An 18,935-nucleotide genomic window follows, 5' to 3' on the forward strand; every position below is an offset into this window, starting at 1 on the left:
CGCGCTCCCGCCGCGCCGGGAACGGGCGGCGCGGGGCGTTCATGGCGATGCTCCGGCAGCGGGTCAACCGACCCGCTCCCCGCCGGACGCAGGGCGGCGTTGCGCCGCCCGCCTTCGGGTCAGCCGGCCGCCAGGGCCTTTTGCAGGCGCGCGACGGCCTCGACCAAATCGCTCGACTTGCGGGCGAAGCAGAGGCGCAGGCCCGTCTCCCCGCCGGGTCCGAAGGCCGTGCCGGGGGCGAGGCCGACATTGGCGCTGTCGACCAGATCGAGGGCGAGCTTGCGCGAATCCTCGCGGCCGTCGACCGAAAAGAACTGGTAGAAGGCTCCGACAGGCGCCGAGAGCGTGACGCGGTTCGTCGCCTTCAGTCCCTCGAACACGATCCGGCGGCCTTCGGCTGCGCGCGCGATCTGCTCGGCGACGAAGCCCTCGCCCTCGTCGAGGGCGGCGATGGCGCCGCGCTGGACGAAGACCGGCGAGCCGGAGGTCGAGTACTGGATCAGGTTCTCGACGATCTGGCCGAAGGCGACGGGCACCTCGATCCAGCCGATGCGCCAGCCGGTCATCGCCCAGTTCTTCGAGAAGGTCTGGACGAAGATGACGCGGTCCTCCGCCTCCATGATGTCGTGGAAGGAGGGCGCGCGCTCCGAGCCGTCATAGACGAAGCGGCCATAGATCTCGTCGGCGACGATCCAGATGCCGTGCTTGCGCGAGAGCGCGAGCAGCGCCTCCTGCTCGGCCCGGGTCGCGGTCCAGCCGGTGGGGTTGGATGGCGAGTTCACCAGGATGCCGCGGGTGCGCGGCGTGATCGCCTTCGCGAGCCTGTCGAGATCGAGGGTGAACTGGCCTTGCTTGTAATCCATCGGCACGCAGACGGTCGCGGCGCCGCTGACGCCGACGGCTGCGCCGAAATTCGGCCAGGCCGGGGTCGGGATCAGGATTTCGTCGCCGGGGCCGGCGATCAATCGTACCGCAATCTGGACCGACTGCATGCCCGAGCCGGTGACGTAGAAGCTTTCGGGCGAGAAGGCGCGGCCATAAAGACGCTCATGATAGCGTGCGAGCGCCTCGCGCAGTTCCGGGATGCCGCGCTGCCAGGTGTAGAAGGTCTCGCCCGCGGCGAGCGAGCGCGCCGCCGCATCCGCGATGAAGCCGGGGGTCGAGAGATCGCCCTCGCCCACCCAGAGCGGAATCAGGCCGGGCTTGAGGCGGCCGTGATTGACCACCTCGACGATCCCGCTCTCGGGGGCATTCCGGGCTTCGGGACGAAGCTCGGCGAGCAGGGTGCTGCCCGGCAGGATGGCGCTGTTCATCGGGATCGGCCTCGCGAAAATCAGTGCCCCACCTTTAGCCGATCGCGGCGCGGCGAGGCATGAAATCGCGAGATCGGGTCGATCGGCGGCCGTGATGATTCACGGCCGCGCGGGAGCCGGATCAGGCCTGCTTCTGCCTGAGCAGATCGCGGATCTCGCCAAGCAGGACGACGTCTTCCGGCGGCGCGGCGGGAGCCGCTTCCTTCGGCGGCTCCTTCCGCTGGAGCTTGTTGATGCCCTTGACGACCATGAAGAGGACGAAGGCGATGATCAGGAAGTTGATGCCGACGGTTACAAAGTTGCCATAGGCGAGGACCGCGCCCTGCTTCTTGGCCTCCGAGAGGATCGGCGAGGTTACCCCGCTGTTCAGGCCGATGAAGTAATTCGAGAAGTCGACGCCGCCGAGCGCGCCGATGAAGGGCATGATGATGTCGGCGACGAGCGAATCGACAATCTTGCTGAAGGCAGCGCCGATGATGACACCGATGGCGAGATCGACGACATTGCCCTTCAGAGCGAATTTCTTGAATTCTTCCAACATGCTGCACCCCTTGAGAATCGGCAAGGCTACCCCAACAGCCTGAGCCGGACGCTAGACCAGCCGCCCGGAGCAGGGAAAGTCCGAAAACGCGCCAAAGCCGGCCCGAAGACGCGTGAAACGCAAAGAGCTGGGGATGAATCGGGCTCGAAGCCTTGCGCCAATGGCCTATGGCGAGCCGGCAGGCGCTTCGATACTCTGCGGAGAATCCGGAAACCGAGTTCCATGGCGCCTGCACCCCGGCCCCCTTCGCATACGGCCTCCACGAGGGCGACATGATCCCGGCCTGGTCCGTGGTGCTGGTCGCGCTCGCCTATCTGTGCGGGCTCTTCGCCGTCGCGCATATGGCCGACACCTCCGGGCGCAAGCTGATGACCGGCCGGGCGCGGACGACGGTCTATGCGCTGGCGCTCGGCGTCTACTGCACGTCCTGGACCTTCTACGGCTCTGTCGGCTTCGCCAATCGCGCCGGATTCGATTTCCTCGGCATCTATGTCGGGCCGATCCTCGTGATCGGGCTCGGCCATCGCTTCGTCGCCCGCATCGTCGGCATCGCCAAGTCGCAGAACATCACCTCGATCGCCGATTTCGTCGGCGCCCGCTACGGCAAGAGCGAGCGCGTCGCCGCGCTGGTCTGCATCGTCGCCGTGATCGGCGCCCTGCCTTACATCTCGTTGCAGTTGAAGGCGGTCGCGAACTCGCTCTCCGTCTTCCTCGCGGCGACCGGCGGCCATGCCCCGACGCCGGACGTTCCGGTGCTGAGCGACCTGCCTTTCCTGGTCGCGATCGTGCTCGCCGGCTTCGCCTGCGCCTTCGGCACCCGCCATATCGATGCCACCGAGCACCAGGACGGGCTCGTCCTGGCGATCGCGGTCGAATCGCTGATCAAGCTCGTCGCCTTCCTCGTGCTCGGCTTCTTCATCGTCTACGGGCTGTTCGGCGGCGCCGGCGATCTGCTCGCCCAGGCAGCGAAACCCGCCGGCGGCGCGCCGCCGATCTGGGAGCGAACGTCGAGCTGGCCGAACTTCCTGACGCTGACGCTGCTGTCGAGCTGCGCCGCGCTGCTGCTGGCACGGCAATTCCACATGACGATCGTCGAGAACCGCGACGCGCGGGACGTTCGCCGCGCGGCCTGGATGTTCCCGCTCTATCTCGTGCTGATCAACCTGTTCGTGCTGCCTCTGGCAGCCGCCGGAGAGATCGTGATCCCCGGCAGCGGCATCGACCGCGACATGACCGTGCTGCTGCTGCCCCTGCAGCGCGAGGCGGGGGTGATCGCCCTCTTCGTCTTCGTCGGCGGGCTCTCGGCCGCGACGGCGATGGTGATCGTCGCCTCGGTCGCGCTGGCGATCATGATCTCCAACCATCTCGTCATGCCGCTCATGCTGCGCGGCCGGCGGGGCCTGAGCGATCCCGGGCGAGCGGTCAGGCTGTTCGGCCGGCGCGACGACGGCAACAGCAATCTCGGCGGCGATCTCGGCTCGCAGGTCGTGGTCATCCGACGGTTGAGCATCTTCGTCGTGATCCTGCTCGGCTATGTCTATTATCGCGCCTCGGGCGAAGCGGCCCTGGTCTCGATCGGCCTGCTCTCCTTCGCGGCCACGGCGCAGATCGCGCCGGCCTTCTTCGGCGGCCTGTTCTGGCGGCGCGGCACCGCTCTCGGCGCGGTGGCCGGGCTGACCGTCGGGACGCTGGTCTGGGCCTATACGCTGCTGATGCCGAGCCTGGCCTTGTCCGGCGGCTGGTGGAGCGCGATCGTGGCCCACGGCCCCTTCGGCGCCGGCATCTTCAAGCCGGAGGCCCTGTTCGGGCTCGACTGGCCGGCACTGCCGCATGGGGTGTTCTGGAGCCTGGGGCTCAACATCCTCGCCTATATCGGCTTCTCGCTGCTGCGGCCGGCCAATGCGATGGAGCGGCTGCAGGCCAATGCCTTCGTCGAATCGCAGCCGACGACGATGGCCCAATCCTTCTCGCTCTGGCGCACCACCATCACCGAGGGCGAGCTGCAGTCGACGATCGCGCGCTATCTCGGGGCCGAGCGTACCCAGCGCGCCTTCGAGAGCTTCAACAGCGGCCGGGGCGAGGCCTCCGAAAGCGGGCGCCAGGCGGATATCCACCTGCTGCGCTTCGGCGAGCACCTGCTCTCCTCGGCCATCGGCGCGGCGTCCTCACGCCTCGTGCTGTCGCTCCTGCTGAAGCGGCGCAACCTCTCGACCGAGGCCGCCTTCAAGCTGCTCGACGATGCCTCGGCCGCGCTCCAGTACAACCGCGACATCCTCCAGCATGGGCTCGACCATGCCGGTCAGGGCATCACCGTGCTCGACCGCGACCTCAAGCTGCTCGCCTGGAACCAGGCTTTCATCCAGCTCTACGACCTGCCGGCCTCGCTGGTCAGGTTCGGCACGGGGCTCGACGAGATCGTGCGCTTCAACGCGGCGCGCGGCGCCTACGGCACAGGCGCACGCGACGAACTGATGGCGGCGCGGCTCGAAAGCTTCATCAACGACCGCGAGCCGGTGCGCCTCAAGCTCTACCCGTCGAAGAAGGTCATCGAGGTCCGCACCAACGCCCTGCCCGACGGCGGCTTCGTCACGACCTATACCGACATCACCGAGACCGTCGCCGGCGAGGAGGAACTCGAACGCGTCAACGAGGGCCTGGAACGCCGCGTCGCCGAGCGCACCGAGGAACTGCTCCACGTCAATGCCGAATTGCAGCGTGCGAAGGCCGAAGCCGAAGCCGCCAATGCCTCGAAGACGCGCTTCCTCGCCGCCGCCAGCCACGACATCCTGCAGCCGCTCAACGCCGCGCGGCTCTATGCGACCTCGCTGGTCGAGCGCGATCGCAGCGGCGGCCAGCCCGAGCTTGCGGAGAATATCGACGCCTCGCTCGATGCGGTGGAAGAAATCCTGACCGCGCTGCTGGAGATATCGCGGCTCGATGGCGGGGCGCTGAAGCCCGAACTCTCCTCCTTCCGGCTGGACGAACTGATGCGCCAGCTCCAGCGCGAATTCGAGCCGAGCGCGCAGGAGAAGGGCCTGAAGCTCGTGTTCATGCCGTCCAGCCTGACTTTGCGCTCGGACCGGCGCCTGCTGCGCCGCCTGCTGCAGAACCTGATCTCCAACGCGATCAAGTACACGCCGAGCGGCAAGGTGCTGATCGGCTGCCGGCGTCGGGGCAGCCAGGTCGCGCTCGAGGTGATCGATACCGGGCTCGGCATCCCCCAGAGCAAACAGAAGACCGTGTTCCGGGAGTTCCAGCGGCTCGACCAGGGCGCGAAGGTGGCGCGGGGCCTGGGGCTCGGGCTCTCGATCGTGCAGCGCATCGCGCGGGCCCTCGACCATGGGCTGACCCTCGATTCGGTGGCGGGACGCGGCACCCGCTTTTCGGTCCTGGTTCCGCGAGCCGCCCCGCTGCCGGCCATGACGACCTCGGCCGCACCGCGCCATGCGCCTGCCGGCCAGCTCGCGGGAATGCGGCTGCTCGTCGTCGACAACGAGCCCGCAATCCTCGACGGCATGAAACGCCTGCTCGAAGGCTGGGGCTGCCAGGTCACGATCGCCGCCGGCCTTGAGGAGGCGCTGCCCCATGTCGGCTCCAAGGGCGAGGCTGATGTCGTGATCGCCGACTACCATCTCGACCACGGCAACGGCCTGACCGCGATCAGCGCACTGCGGGCGCGGGCCCGCACGCCGATGCCGGCAATCCTGCTCACAGCCGACCGGACACCGCATGTGCGCGAGGCGGCGAACGCGCTCGATGTCCACCTGCTCAACAAGCCCCTGAAGCCCGCCGCCTTGCGCGCGCTCCTGGCGCAATGGCGGGCGACGCGGCTGGCGGCGGAGTAAATTCGATGCCCAACGCAAGTGAGCCTTCATCCTGAGGAGCAAGCAAAGCTTGCGTCTCGAAGGATGCTCCAGGAGGCTCCTGAACCCTCTGGAACATCCTTCGAGACGCGCCTGCGGCGCACCTCAGGATGAGGGCTGCGGTTCTGGAGAACGACCTAGCGCTCGCTCGAAGCAGCGCTGCGCATCGCCTCCTCGGAAGCGAGGAAGGCCGCGACCTCCGGGCTCGGCTCCGGGCTTTCAGCGGTGACGCCGATCTCGCCGAGCAGCCGCGCGACCGGGACATAGGCCCGCGCCTTCCTGTCATAGAGGGCGGCCCGGACCAGCGCGACCGCCGCGACGATCTCGGTTCCGCCCCGGCCCTGCATCAGCATGCGGTGCTGCATCACCAGCCAGCCCTCGCTCCAGCACAGGATCGTCGTCTCGACCCGGAACGGGCGGAACAGGCGCATCTCGCGGCGGAAGCGGATGGTGCCGGCATTGACCACGGGCAGCCAGCGATGACGCAGCACGGCCCGCCACAGGCCGCTGCGCAGCATCAGGTCGAGCCGGCCGAGATCCATCAGCGACCAGTAGCGGCCGTTGTTCATGTGCAGGCTGGTGTCGAGATCGTGGAACCAGACCCGGAAGGGCAGGACGGACGCATCCGCCGGCAGGGTAAGCCCCGGCCGGAAGCGCGTCGTCAGCAGAAGCCAGATCAGGCGGAACCAGAGATTCATGGGGAGCTTTTCGGCGCTGGATCGATCAGGAACGCGCGTCCATGTCATGGAGATGCCGGCACTGTCGATCATGCTATCGTCTGCCCACCGTCGCGGAGCCTATCCTTGCCCACCCTTCACGTTTCCCCGCTGTCGCGGCTCGACGAAACCGTCGCGGCTGTCCGCGCCCGATCTCTCGTGACGCTGATCAATGTCGGCACGAGCGTCGCGCGGCCCGCGGCCATCGCACCCGAGCGGCATCTCTTCCTCGGGATGTCCGACATCAGCCAGGCTTTGGACGGCCATGTCCTCGCAGGGCAGGAGCATATGGCGCGGCTCCTCTCCTTCCTGCGCGACTGGGACCGCGCGGAGCCGATGGTGATCCATTGCTGGGCCGGGATCAGCCGCTCGACGGCCGCCGCCTATATCGCCGCCTGCGCCCTGGGCCCCGAGCGGGACGAGGACGAGGTTGCCGACGCGCTGCGCAGCGCCGCCCCTTCCGCGACGCCGAATGCCCGGCTGGTCGCGCTGGCCGATGCGGCGCTTGGACGGCGCGGCCGAATGATCCGCGCGATCGAGCGAATCGGGCGCGGCGCCGACGCCTTCGAAGGCACCCCTTTCGCCATGCCGCTCGCCTAAAAATAGCGTTTCCTGTCACGCAGTTTCCTGCATGCATTTCCCGCCAGAGCTTTGATTGCTACCGCGCTCGCCTCGTATCGCTGCAGAAGATTGCTTGCATCGGACGAAATTTGCGACGATGCATCGCGCGGGAGGCCTAAGAGCCTCTAACAAAATCCGGAGGGATCTCGATGGGCTTTGGAGGAGCCGCATGCCAGGAGGAGCGCGCAGCCGATATCCCCAGATATCGGCAAGTCGTTCCGACGTCGCAGGCGGCCCTCCAAAGCCCACCTCCGGCGCCGGGAATTCGACCGTCCGCGGCGTCGCGGCACTTGCCGATACCAACGGTATCGGCTTCACCCCGCTCCTGGCGGAACGGACGAATTGCCGGCGTCGAGACCCCTCAGGATTTCGTTAGAGGCTCTGCACCGTGACCATGACGATCGAGCTCGACTCGCGCGACCGCTCCATCCTGCGGATTCTCCAGCAGGATGGACGCATCACCAATTCCGACCTCGCCGAGAAGGTGCATCTGTCGCCCTCGGCCTGCCTGCGCCGCGTGCGCCAGCTCGAGGAAAGCGGCCTGATCCGCGGCTATGCGATGATGCTCGACGACAAGATCGCGGGCTTCCCGGGCACGGCCTTCGTCTTCGTCACCCTGGATCAGCAGGGTCGCGCTTCGCTGGAAAGCTTCGAGCAGGCGGTGCAGAGCCTGCCGGAGATCCTCGAATGCCATCTTCTGGCCGGTGCGCATGACTACCTGATGCGGGTGATCTATCGCGACAGCGCCGATTTCGAGCGCATCCATACCGATATCATCACGCAATTGCCGGGCGTCACCCGCGTGCAGTCGACGCTGACCTTGCGCACGATCAAGAAGACCTCAGCCCTGCCGGTCTAAGTCAGGATCGCCGCGAAGCGGGTTGCGGCCGGGCGCGCTCCGGCCGATAAGCTCACTCGCAAAGAGGAATCAGGCCGTGAGCGAAGACAAGACCAACGCCGATGTCGCCGCCCTGCCCTTCGAGGCGGCGATGAAGGAGCTCGAAGCCATCGTCGCGCGGCTGGAGCGCGGCGACGTCCCGCTCGAGGAATCGATCGCGATCTATACGCGGGGCGAAGCGCTGAAGGCGCGCTGCGACGCCCTGCTGAAGCAGGCGGAAGCCCGGATCGAGCGCATCACCCTCGGCGCCGACGGCAAGCCGACTGGCGCCGCCCCGCTCGACGTCGACAACTGAGTCGGCAGAGCGCCAAGACGCTCGAAGGCGAGATCATCACGCAATGCCGCGGCACCTCGGGTGTCGCGGCATTGCATTTCCGCCAGCGGCCGGTTGCGGCCGGGCGCTTGCCTGCTGGCCTCGCCGGAGCGAGATTCGGCCTCAACCAAGGAGGCAACCATGTCGCAGCTCCCCGCCGACGATCCGATCCTGGGCGATGCCCGCTCCTGCGAGGCGATCGAGAAGGTGATCGTGCCCCGCTCCCACGATCTCGGCGGCTTCCAGGTCCGCCGGGCGCTGCCGGCGATCGGCCAGCGCATGGTCGGCCCCTTCATCTTCTTCGACCAGATGGGCCCGGCCGAGTTCCATCTCGGCGAGGGACTCGACGTGCGCCCGCATCCGCATATCGGGCTCTCGACGGTGACCTATCTTTTCGACGGCGAGATCATGCATCGCGACTCGCTCGGCACGGCGCTCGCGATTAAGCCCGGCGCGGTAAACCTGATGACGGCCGGGCGCGGCATCGTCCATTCCGAGCGCACCGGCATGGAAGCCCGCGCGACCGGCCCGAAGCTCTACGGCATCCAGGCCTGGCTCGCCCTGCCCAAGACGCATGAGGAGGTCGCGCCCGAGTTCAAGCATCACGGCGCCGACGACCTGCCCCGCATCGTCGAGGGCGGCAAGCGCATCAGCCTGATCATGGGCTCGGCCTATGGCCAGACCTCGCCGGTGAAGTTCCCGTGGGACGCGCTCTATGCCGAGGCCGTGCTCTCGCCCGGCGCGATCCTGCCGCTCGACCCCGATTATGACGAGCGCGCGATCTATATCGTCTCGGGCAAGGTCGACATCGCCGGAGACGAGTTCGGCGCCGGCCAGCTCCTCGTGTTCAAGCCGGGCGACCGCATCTCGATCCTCGCCATCGACCAGAGCCGCGTGATGATCGTCGGCGGCGAGCCGATGGATGGCCCGCGCAACATCTGGTGGAACTTCGTCTCGTCCTCGAAGGAGCGGATCGAGCAGGCCAAGCACGAGTGGAAGACCGGCCGCTTCGACACCGTGCCCGGCGACGAGAGCGAGTTCATCCCGCTCCCGGAAGGCTGAGCCCGCGTCTTTGAGGCGTTGTCCACGCTCGGGTTCCACCGTCATTCCGGGGCGATCCGAAGGATCGAGCCCGGAACCCATGAACACGACATGTGCCGTCATGGTCGGGCTTGTCCCGACCATCCACGTCTTCCTTCATGCGATGCGGCGTCCAAGACGTGGATGCTCGCCACAAGGACGAGCTGGAGCAGCGTCGTGTTCATGGATTCCGGGCTCGCCGCTGCGCGGCGCCCCTGAATGACGACAGAGGCTCAGGCGGCCTCGGAGATATCCCGCAGGCGCGGCACCCGCGAGAAGCCGATCACCAGCAATTGGATCAGGAAGCCTGTGGCCGCGAGACCCAGGCAAGCGGCGATGCCGAGGTTTGCCGCGACGGAGGCGCCGATCGCAGCGCCGATCGGCCGGGCGCCGAAGGTCGCCGTCATGATCAGAGCGGAGACACGGCCAAGCATCGCGTTCGGCGTCACGGCCTGGCGCAATGTCATGGTCGAGATCGTCCAGATGATCGGCCCGACGCCGAACAGGAAGAAGCTCGCGGCGACCAGATAGACCGAGGGCAGCCAGAGCGTCGCGAACATCACGCCGGCTGCGCAGAGCCCGGCGAAAGGCCCGAGCAGGATCAGCGTCCCGAAGGTGACCTGCCTGGCGATGGCCGGCGCGAGGATGGCGCCGACGATCATGCCCGCGCCGTAGATGCCGAGCGAGATGCCGACCTGCGTGGCGCTCAGCCCCAGATTCTGCACGGCGTAAGCGACATAGATTGCCTGGAAGACGAACCAGGAGACGTTGAAGAACACCGCCGTCATCAGGATCGGCCGGAGCAGGTCGTGGCCGGCGACGAAGCGGGCGCCTTCGTTCAGATCATGCAGCAGGTCGCGGCGCGGGCCGGACGGCGCCTCGTCCCTCGGCAAACCGGCCAGCAGCATCGCCGCGAGGATCGAGAGCCCTGCCGCCAGGCCATAGGCGGTGGAGACACCGATCCAGCCAACGAGCGCCCCGCCCAATGCCGGGCCGCCGGCATAGGCGGTACTGCGCGCCAGCTCCAGCCAGCGATTGGCATCGGCGAGCCGCTCGCGCGGTACGACCGAGGGAACGAAAGCCGGCGCCGCGACACTGTAGCAGACGGTGCCGATGGCCCCGAGCGCGCCGAGCAGCGCGAGCCAGGGCAAGTTCAGGCTTCCTGCTGCAAGCAGAAACGGGATCGCCAGCAGAGACACCGCGCGCAGAACCTCGGTACCGACCATCAGCCGGCGCCGCGAGGCCCGGTCGACCATCAGGCCGGCGGGAATCGACAAGAGGAGGAAGGGCAAGGTCTGCGCGGTCTGCAACCAGCCGGTCTCCGCCGGCCCGGCCGCCAGTAGCAGCACGGCCGCCAGAGGCGCGGCGGCAAGCGCGATCTGCTCGGAGAACTGGGCGAAGAGATTGGACCAGCCGATGCGGCGGAATGCCGTAGGCAAGGGCGTGACATCGGTCGGTTGCATGGTCTGATTTCCCCGGAAGCGATCGTGGGCGCACTGAAATCCGTTGCCGGCGTGGGAACCACCCGTTTCGTGGCAAGGCGACGCTGCACCGTCGACTTGGTCGAAAACGCAACTGCGGTTTGCATGCGCGGCGCGCAGGCTCTATTCCGAGGGCATCCCAGCGAAGGATCAGACAGCCTCGTGCCCCGTCCCGCCACGCCGCTCCTCGACACGATCCATGATCCCGCCGACCTGCGGGCGCTCGACGATGCCCAGCTCCGGCAGGTGGCGGACGAGCTCAGGCTGGAGACGATCGACGCCGTCTCCGTCACGGGCGGGCATCTCGGCGCTGGGCTCGGTGTGGTCGAGCTCACCGTCGCGCTGCACCATGTCTTCGACACGCCGCGCGACCGGCTGATCTGGGATGTCGGCCACCAGGCCTATCCGCACAAGATCCTGACCGGGCGGCGCGAGCGCATCCGCACGCTGCGCCAGCCGGGCGGCCTCTCCGGCTTCACCAAGCGCGCCGAGAGCGATTACGACCCGTTCGGCGCGGCGCATTCCTCGACCTCGATCTCGGCCGGGCTCGGCATGGCCGTCGGGCGCGATCTCAAGGGCGAGGAGAACAACGTCATCGCCGTGATCGGCGACGGCGCGATGTCGGCCGGCATGGCCTATGAGGCGATGAACAATGCCGGCGCGCTCGGCTCGCGCCTCATCGTCATCCTCAACGACAACGACATGTCGATCGCCCCGCCCGTCGGCGCGATGTCGGCCTATCTCGCGCGGCTCGTCTCCGGCCGGACCTATCGCTCGATCCGCGAGGTCGCCAAGCAGCTCGCGGAGAAGCTGCCGCGCTTCTTCCACGACAAGGCCAAACGCACCGAGGAATATGCCCGCGGCTTCTGGACGGGCGGAACGATGTTCGAGGAGCTCGGCTTCTACTATGTCGGGCCGATCGACGGGCACAATCTCGACCATCTGCTGCCGGTGCTGCGCAACGTCCGCGATGCCGGGAACGGGCCGATCCTGGTCCATGTCGTAACGCAGAAGGGCAAGGGCTATGCCCCGGCCGAGGCCAGCGCCGACAAATACCACGGCGTGGTCAAGTTCGACCCCGTCACCGGCCAGCAGGCCAAGGCGCCGGCGAACGCGCCGAGCTACACCAATGTCTTCGCCCAGGCGCTGATCAAGCAGGCGCGCGAGGACGAGAAGGTCGTCGCCGTCACCGCCGCGATGCCGTCCGGCACAGGGCTGGACGCCTTCGGCAAGGAATTCCCGGGCCGCACCTTCGATGTCGGCATCGCCGAGCAGCATGCCGTGACCTTCGCGGCCGGGCTCGCGACCGAGGGCTACAAGCCCTTCGTGGCGATCTACTCGACCTTCATGCAGCGCGCCTATGACCAGATCGTGCACGACGTGGCGATCCAGAGGCTGCCCGTCCGCTTCGCGCTCGACCGTGCCGGGCTCGTCGGCGCCGATGGCGCGACCCATGCCGGCTCCTTCGACGTCGCCTATCTCGCCTGCCTGCCGGACATTGTGGTGATGGCGGCGGCAGACGAGGCCGAACTCACCCATATGGTCGCGACCGCCGCGGCCTATGACGAGGGGCCGATCGCCTTCCGCTATCCGCGCGGCGAAGGCGTCGGCGTCGAGATCCCCGATGTCGGCATGCCCCTGGAGATCGGCAAGGGCCGCATTGTCCGCGAGGGCACCCGGATCGCGCTGCTCTCGCTCGGGACGCGCCTCGCAGAATGCCTCAAGGCCGCCGAGCTGTTAGCCCAGCGCGGCCTGTCGACGACGGTCGCCGATGCCCGCTTCGCCAAGCCGCTCGACGAGGCGCTGATCCTGAAGCTTGCCCGCGAGCACGAGGTTCTCGTCACGGTCGAGGAAGGCTCGGTCGGCGGCTTCGGCAGCCATGTCCTGCATCTGCTGGCGCAGAACGGCGCGCTCGATGCCGGCCTGAAGGTCCGGAGCTTGACGCTGCCGGACGTGTTCCAGGACCATGACAAGCCGGACGCGATGTATGCCGCGGCCGGGCTCGACGCCGCCGGCATCGTCAAGGCCGTCGAGGCCGCGCTGGGCCGGCCGAGCGCCGTAAAGCTGGCCTGACGACGCCAGTGGCCCTTCCCTCAGCCCTCATCCTGAGGAGCGCCGTCAGGCGCGTCTCGAAGGATACTTCAGGAGGCTCCCGAACCATCTGGACCGTCCTTCGAGACGCCGCTGGCGCGGCTCCTCAGGATGAGGGCTTTGGAGATCGGCCACTCCCTCGGATCGACCGCAGGACATGAAGCTGAGAGCCGACCAGTTGCTCGTCGAGCGCGGCTTCTTCGAGAGCCGGGCGCGTGCGCAGGCGGCGATCGCGGCCGGGCTCGTCACCGTCAATGGCACGCCGGTACGCAAGGCTTCCGAGATGGTGGCCGATGGTGCGGAATTGACCGCGCAAGCGCCGCATCCTTACGTCTCGCGCGGCGGTCTGAAGCTCGCCGGCGCGCTCGATGCCTTCGGCTTCGACCCACACGAACTCACCTGCCTTGATGTCGGATCCTCGACAGGCGGCTTCACCGATCTCCTGCTGCAACGCGGCGCGCGCCATGTCGTCGCCGTCGATGTCGGGCGCGACCAGCTCCATCACTCGCTTCGGGCCGATCCGCGCGTCACCAGCTTCGAGGGACAGGATATCCGTACGCTCGATGTCGAGGCCCTGCCCGAGCGGCCGAGCCTGGCGGCGATCGATGTCAGCTTCATCTCGCTCAAGCTGGTGCTGCCGGCGGTCTCCGCGCTGCTCGCACCGAAAGCCGGTATCGCCGCGCTGATCAAGCCGCAATTCGAAGCCGGCCGCGCCGCGCTCAAGAAGGGCATCGTGCGCGACGAGGCGATCCAGCTTCAGGTTTGCGACGAGATCGTCGCGGTGCTGCGGGAACTGAGCTTTGCGGTCGAAGCACCGATCCCCTCGCCGATCGAGGGCGGCGACGGCAATCGCGAGTTTCTCGTGGGAGCGCGGCGTTAGCGCGCCAAAAATTGTCCACGGAAACACCGCGTCATCCCGGGCTTGACCCGGGATCCATCGGAGGGCGCCGGAGTTCTACGATGGATCCCGGATCGGCGCGGCTGCGCCGCTTGTCCGGGATGACGGCGCGGTTTCGTGAGAAGCCGGAATGCTGAACCAAGGAGAACAATCACCGCGCGAGCAAGGCGTCGATCTGCGCCTGCAGGGCGGTATCTTCGAACGCGGTAATGTCGATCGTGCCGTTCGCGTTGATGAACTGCGTTGCGCGGGCGATCTGCCGGCGCAGGGCCTCGCTAGCGACCTCGATGATCTCCGGCAGTTCGGGCGACGGCGGCGTTTCCGCGAGCAGCGCCGTCACCGTGCGCACCAGCCGCGTCATCGCATGGCAGGCCTCGTCGAAGGCCCGGGCCCGGTTCGGGTTCAGGTCATCATAGGCGGCGAGCGCCGAAGCGGCACAGCGCAGGGCGGAGGCGGCGAAATGCTCGCGATAGCCTACAGCCTGCCAGGCCTGGAGATCGGCGAGGATGCTTTCATCCATCGCGACCATCTCGATCAGCATCAGCGCTTCGCTGTAACGGTTGAGGAAATCGGTCGACAGACGCGGATGGAAACCGGCGTCGAGCCGTTCGGCCGCCGTTCCAGCCAGCATGTCCGTCGCGATGACGCTCATCCGCTACCCCAAATCGGGGCGACTATGTTGGTGCAACCGCAAATAAAGTGTTGCTTCCGAACGCTCGTCTCGACGTAAACAGCGGGCATGTGCGGACGCTATGCGATCACTTTGCCACCCGAGGCGATGCGCGAGACCTTCGGCTATCGCGAGCAGCCGAATTTCCCGCCGCGCTACAATATCGCGCCGACGCAGCCGGTTCCGGTCGTCAGACCGCATGACGGCGCGCGGCAGTTCCTGCTGATGCGCTGGGGTTTCATTCCCGGCTGGGTGAAAGACCCCAGGGACTTCCCGCTCGTCATCAATATCCGGATCGAGAGCGCGGCCGAAAAGCCCTCCTTCCGCAACGCGTTGACGCGGCGGCGCTGCCTGCTGCCGGTCGACGGCTTCTACGAGTGGCGGCGCAGCGGCACCGGCAAGCAGGCCCGGAACGAGGCCTTCCTGTTCCGCAAGCCAGATCGCGGCCTCTTCGCCTTCGCCGGGCTGTGGGAGACCTGGCACTCACCTGATGGATCGGAGATCGACACGGTCGCGATGATGACGGGACCGGCCAACGGCACGATGGCGCCGATCCACCATCGCAGCCCGGTCATCCTCGATCCCCGCGACCACCAGACCTGGCTCGACCCGCAGGCCACGCCGGAGCAGACCGGGCGCCTGCTCAAGCCGCCGCCGGACGATCTGCTGGAGGCCGTCGCCATCGGCAACGCGGTCAACAAGGTCGCCAACGATGCGCCGGAGATTCAATTGCCGCTGGCCGAACTTCCGCGAGAGGATGCGCCCGAGGAACCGAAGCGCCATGCGCGCAAAGCGACCCGGCCTCCCGCTGATGACGGGCAAGGCAGCCTGTTCTGACGCCGGATTCGTGCTCTGATCGTTGCCAGAAGACGAGGAGACGCGAAGATGCACGGCCGCCGCCCCACGATGACCTCCCGCCACGGCATAGTCGCCGCAGCCCATCCCCTGGCGGCACAGGCCGGCGCAAGACTGCTGGCGCAGGGCGGAAACGCCTTCGACGCCGCCGCCGCCACCGCCGCGGCACTCAACGTGGTCGAGCCCTTCATGTCGGGGCTCGCCGGCATGGGCCTCTCGACGATGTGGGTCGCGGCCGAGAAGCGCGTGCGCGTGCTCGATTTCGTGCCGCCGATCCCGGCGAGCTTCCCGGTCGACCGCTTCAGCAAACGTACAGATCTGGAGCGCGGCGCGCTCGCCGTCGCTTCGCCCGGCAATCTCGCCGGCTGGTGCGAACTGGTGAAGACCTATGGCCGCAAGTCGCTGGCCGAAGTCTTCGCGCCGGCGATCGCGCTGGCGCGGGACGGTTTCGCGCTGGCCGAGTTCGGCGCGGCGGAGTTCGAGGAGAACGACCCGCTGCTGGAGAAGATTCCCGCGCTCTATCCGGCCTGGTCGAAGAACTACCAGCCCAACGGGCCGATGCATCTCGGCTCCGTGCTCGTCCAGTCGGACCTTGCGAAGACGCTGAGCGAGATCGCCGAGAAGGGGCCGGACCATTTCTATCGCGGCGCGCTCGGCGAAAAGGTCATCGCCCATCTGCAGGCGCTCGGCGGCTCGCTGACCATGGCCGACCTTGCGGCGGTGAAGACGGTCTGGCGCGAGCCGATGGCTGCGAGCTTCAAGGGATTGTCGGTGCATGTGCCGCCGCCGCCCTGCGAAGGCTTCCAGTTCCTGCTGACCTTGCGCCTGTTGGACGGGATCGACCTTGCGTCAAAGCCGAAGGACGGACCGGATCATCTCGACCTCGTCTATCGCGCGATCCGCCTCGCCGCCGGCGAGCGCATCGCCCATAACAACCCCTCGCCGGAGAAGCTGGCCGAGATCATGTCAGAGGCCTCGGTCGCAAGACTGCGCCAGCGCCTCACCGACGGCAAGCCGGTGACCGGGCCGACCGAGCAGTGGGTGTCGCAGGACCAGGAAGACCCGGCGCACACGACCTCGCTCTCGGTGGCGGACAGCGAGGGCAACCTGATCTGCATAACGCAGAGCCTCGGCAGCCCCTTCGGCAGCGGCGTGGTCGTGCCGGGCACGGGCTTGTGCTTCAACAATTTCCTGTACTGGGCCGATGTGCAGCCCGGCAGCCCGAACCGCTCGAAGCCCGGCGACGAGCTGCCGATGTGCATGTCGCCCTCGCTTTCGACCCGGGACGGCAAGCCGGTGCTCGCGCTCGGCACGCCCGGCAGCTACGGCATCATGCAGACGCAGGCGCAGGCGATGGTCCAGCATCTCGTCTACGGCCTGCCGCTTCAGGAAGCGATCGAGGCGCCCCGTGCCCGGCTCTGGGACGGCCGGCTCGTGGAAATCGAGAACCGCATCGCGCCCGAGACGATCGCCGAACTGGCCAAGCGCGGGCATGAGGCGCGCGCCTTCGATGTCGGCTGGACGATGCGTTGCGGCGGCATGCAGGCCGTCGCGGTCGATCCGGCGACCGGCGTATTCATCGGCGCGGCCGACCCGCGCCGCGACGGCTACGTCGCGACGCCGTAGCGCCTTTCTGCAGCCCTCATCCTGAGGAGCGCTTCGCAGAAGCGCGTCTCGAAGGATGTTCCAGCAGGCTCCTGAACCATCTGGAGCATCCTTCGAGACCCCGCTTCGCGGCTCCTCAGGATGAGGGCTGGAGGGTTAGGAAACGATCTCGCCGCGGAAGGCCCAGCGGGTCATCCGCCGCTCGACCGCGGCGCAGAGAGCGTAGAGCGCCATGCCCATGATGGCGATCGAGAACAGCCCGGCGAAGGTGGTCGGCGCGTCGTTGCGTGCGCCGGCAGAAAGCATCAGGAAGCCGATGCCGCGATTGCCGCCGACCGTCTCCGACAGCACGGAGCCGACGAAGGCGAGCGTCACGGCGACCTTCAGGCTGGCAAAGAGATAGGGCATCGCGCGGTGCACGCCGACCTTGGTCAGGATTTCCCACTGGCTGGCGCCGAGCGAGCGCATCACGTCGCGCATCTCAGGCTCGATCGTGGCGAGGCCCGTCGCGACATTCACGACGATCGGGAAGAACGAGATGACGAAGGCGGTGATCACGGCCGGCAATGCGCCGACGCCGACCCAGATCATCAGGATCGGCACGATCGCGACCTTCGGAATCGCGTTGAAGGCGATCAGCAGCGGATAAAGACCGGAATAGACGAAGGGCGAGGCACCGATGGCCAGGCCGAGCAGCAGCCCGAAGCCGATGGCGAGCCCGAAGCCGATCAGCGTGGTCCAGAGCGTCTCCAGGCAGAAACGCAGCAGGATGTCCCAACGCAGGATCATCGTCTCGATGATGCGACTCGGGCGCGGCGCCAGGATCTCCGGCACGTCGAAGACGATGCAGGCGATCTCCCAGAGCAGCAGCAGGGCCGCGGCAGCGAGCCAGGGCATGGCGACGAGCAGGATGCGCTTCTGGGTCTCGCTCATCGCAGCCGCTCCGTCATTCCGGGGCATGCCACAGGCATGAGCCCGGAACCCATTAACACCGTGGTGGCCGGAGCAGGCGCGACTCGTGACCGCGCTTCACCCGACGGCCGCGTGTTCATGGATTCCGGGCTCGCCGCTGACGCGGCGCCCCGGAATGACGGCGAAGATCCGTGACAGCGGGCCATGGTCACGCATGCTCCAGATGGATGCGCTCGCGCAGCTCATGGACGATTTCGACGAACTCGACCGTGAAGGTCGTCTCCAGCGTGCGCGGGCGCGGCAGTTCGATCTTGCGGATCTTGACGATCTTTCCGGGACGCCGGCTCATCACATAGACCGTGTCGGCGAGATAGACCGCCTCGCGCAGGTCGTGTGTGACCAGCACCGCCGTGAAGCGACGCTCCATCCAGAGCTTCTGCATCACGCCCCAGAGTTCCTCGCGCGTGAAGGCATCGAGCGCGCCGAAAGGCTCGTCGAGCATCAGGATATCGGGCTCGTGGACGAGCGCGCGGCACAGGCTCGAGCGCTGCTGCATGCCGCCGGAGAGCTGCCAGGGATATTTCTCGCCGAAGCCGCCGAGCCCGACCGAAGCCAGGAGCGCCTCGCCGCGCGCGACATACTCGGCCTTGTTGGCGCGGAAGCGGCGCTTGTGCGGTTCGACCACCTCCAGCGGCAGCAGGATGTTGTCGAGCGTGCTGCGCCAGGGCATCAGGGTCGGCGCCTGGAAGGCCATGCCGACGCCGCGGATCGGGCCTTTCACCACCTGTCCGTGGACGTGGACCTCGCCTTTGGTGGGCGGCAAAAGCCCTGTGACCAGCTTCATCAGGGTCGACTTGCCGCAGCCGGACGGACCGACAACGGCGATGAACTCGCCCTTGGCGATGGAGAGGGTCGCATCCTCCAGCGCCAGCATGCGGTTCGGGCCGCTGCCATAGGCGAGGGCGACCTGCCGCATTTCGACGAGGGGATCGCTGGCGATCTCTGACATGAAGGGCGTCATTCTCGGGCTTGACCCGAGAATCTCGGGACGAAGGGGCATTCTCGAAGAGATGGCCGG

The 18,935-nt window shown here is 67.4% G+C and carries 16 protein-coding genes; 9 read left to right on the top strand and 7 right to left on the bottom strand.

The genetic code is table 11. The features are described 5' to 3' along the window. Nucleotides 1-119: 119 nt before the first annotated feature. Nucleotides 120-1,313 (bottom strand): pyridoxal phosphate-dependent aminotransferase, encoded by a 1,194-nt coding sequence (locus OCUBac02_RS17900; RefSeq protein WP_173047555.1) that lies wholly within the window; start codon nucleotides 1,311-1,313, stop codon nucleotides 120-122. Between the two features lie 121 nt (nucleotides 1,314-1,434). Beyond that, entirely contained in the window at nucleotides 1,435-1,854 is a 420-nt protein-coding gene (gene mscL, locus OCUBac02_RS17905; protein WP_047576204.1) for a large conductance mechanosensitive channel protein MscL, read from the bottom strand. Nucleotides 1,855-2,126: 272 nt separating this feature from the next. Here mscL and OCUBac02_RS17910 point away from each other — a divergent pair, with 272 nt between their 5' ends. Continuing rightward, nucleotides 2,127-5,699, top strand: a complete 3,573-nt coding sequence (locus OCUBac02_RS17910; RefSeq protein ID WP_173047557.1) for a PAS domain-containing hybrid sensor histidine kinase/response regulator — start codon at nucleotides 2,127-2,129, stop codon at nucleotides 5,697-5,699. 155 nt (nucleotides 5,700-5,854) lie between these two features. Here OCUBac02_RS17910 and OCUBac02_RS17915 read toward each other — a convergent pair whose 3' ends face one another. Then, complete coding sequence (locus tag OCUBac02_RS17915; RefSeq protein WP_173047559.1) at nucleotides 5,855-6,415, bottom strand: thioesterase family protein; 561 nt, start codon at nucleotides 6,413-6,415, stop codon at nucleotides 5,855-5,857. Nucleotides 6,416-6,520: 105 nt separating this feature from the next. On the opposite strand from OCUBac02_RS17915, the gene OCUBac02_RS17920 reads away from it, so the two are divergent. The 4 genes from OCUBac02_RS17920 (at nucleotide 6,521) to OCUBac02_RS17935 (ending at nucleotide 9,327) form a co-directional block, all read left to right on the top strand. After that, nucleotides 6,521-7,033: a tyrosine phosphatase family protein gene (locus tag OCUBac02_RS17920; protein ID WP_173047561.1), complete on the top strand. Its 513-nt coding sequence runs from the start codon at nucleotides 6,521-6,523 to the stop codon at nucleotides 7,031-7,033. A gap of 415 nt (nucleotides 7,034-7,448) precedes the next feature. Further along, complete coding sequence (locus OCUBac02_RS17925; protein WP_173049670.1) at nucleotides 7,449-7,913, top strand: Lrp/AsnC family transcriptional regulator; 465 nt, start codon at nucleotides 7,449-7,451, stop codon at nucleotides 7,911-7,913. A gap of 76 nt (nucleotides 7,914-7,989) precedes the next feature. Beyond that, nucleotides 7,990-8,247, top strand: a complete 258-nt coding sequence (locus tag OCUBac02_RS17930; protein WP_173047563.1) for an exodeoxyribonuclease VII small subunit — start codon at nucleotides 7,990-7,992, stop codon at nucleotides 8,245-8,247. Between the two features lie 159 nt (nucleotides 8,248-8,406). After that, nucleotides 8,407-9,327 (top strand): pirin family protein, encoded by a 921-nt coding sequence (locus OCUBac02_RS17935; RefSeq protein WP_173047565.1) that lies wholly within the window; start codon nucleotides 8,407-8,409, stop codon nucleotides 9,325-9,327. A 251-nt stretch (nucleotides 9,328-9,578) separates the two neighbouring features. On the opposite strand, the gene OCUBac02_RS17940 is transcribed toward OCUBac02_RS17935, so the two are convergent. Further along, entirely contained in the window at nucleotides 9,579-10,808 is a 1,230-nt protein-coding gene (locus tag OCUBac02_RS17940; protein ID WP_173047567.1) for an MFS transporter, read from the bottom strand. Between the two features lie 180 nt (nucleotides 10,809-10,988). On the opposite strand from OCUBac02_RS17940, the gene dxs reads away from it, so the two are divergent. Together dxs and OCUBac02_RS17950 are read left to right on the top strand one after the other, a co-directional pair. Beyond that, the gene (gene dxs / locus OCUBac02_RS17945) at nucleotides 10,989-12,899 is read left to right on the top strand and encodes a 1-deoxy-D-xylulose-5-phosphate synthase (protein WP_173047569.1); all 1,911 of its coding nucleotides are present in this window, start codon (nucleotides 10,989-10,991) and stop codon (nucleotides 12,897-12,899) included. A 175-nt stretch (nucleotides 12,900-13,074) separates the two neighbouring features. Continuing rightward, the gene (locus tag OCUBac02_RS17950; protein WP_173047571.1) at nucleotides 13,075-13,797 is read left to right on the top strand and encodes a TlyA family RNA methyltransferase; all 723 of its coding nucleotides are present in this window, start codon (nucleotides 13,075-13,077) and stop codon (nucleotides 13,795-13,797) included. A 169-nt stretch (nucleotides 13,798-13,966) separates the two neighbouring features. Here OCUBac02_RS17950 and OCUBac02_RS17955 read toward each other — a convergent pair whose 3' ends face one another. Then, nucleotides 13,967-14,467, bottom strand: a complete 501-nt coding sequence (locus OCUBac02_RS17955) for a hypothetical protein (protein ID WP_173047573.1) — start codon at nucleotides 14,465-14,467, stop codon at nucleotides 13,967-13,969. An 87-nt stretch (nucleotides 14,468-14,554) separates the two neighbouring features. Here OCUBac02_RS17955 and OCUBac02_RS17960 point away from each other — a divergent pair, with 87 nt between their 5' ends. After that, the gene (locus OCUBac02_RS17960; RefSeq protein WP_173047575.1) at nucleotides 14,555-15,322 is read left to right on the top strand and encodes an SOS response-associated peptidase; all 768 of its coding nucleotides are present in this window, start codon (nucleotides 14,555-14,557) and stop codon (nucleotides 15,320-15,322) included. Nucleotides 15,323-15,370: 48 nt separating this feature from the next. Then, nucleotides 15,371-16,966, top strand: a complete 1,596-nt coding sequence (locus OCUBac02_RS17965) for a gamma-glutamyltransferase family protein (protein WP_173047577.1) — start codon at nucleotides 15,371-15,373, stop codon at nucleotides 16,964-16,966. Nucleotides 16,967-17,101: 135 nt separating this feature from the next. Here OCUBac02_RS17965 and OCUBac02_RS17970 read toward each other — a convergent pair whose 3' ends face one another. Next, nucleotides 17,102-17,878, bottom strand: a complete 777-nt coding sequence (locus OCUBac02_RS17970; RefSeq protein WP_173047579.1) for an ABC transporter permease — start codon at nucleotides 17,876-17,878, stop codon at nucleotides 17,102-17,104. A gap of 187 nt (nucleotides 17,879-18,065) precedes the next feature. Then, nucleotides 18,066-18,866 (bottom strand): ABC transporter ATP-binding protein, encoded by an 801-nt coding sequence (locus OCUBac02_RS17975; protein ID WP_173047581.1) that lies wholly within the window; start codon nucleotides 18,864-18,866, stop codon nucleotides 18,066-18,068. Nucleotides 18,867-18,935 lie beyond the last annotated feature (69 nt).

Source organism: Bosea sp. ANAM02, from assembly GCF_011764485.1.
GTDB lineage: Bacteria > Pseudomonadota > Alphaproteobacteria > Rhizobiales > Beijerinckiaceae > Allobosea.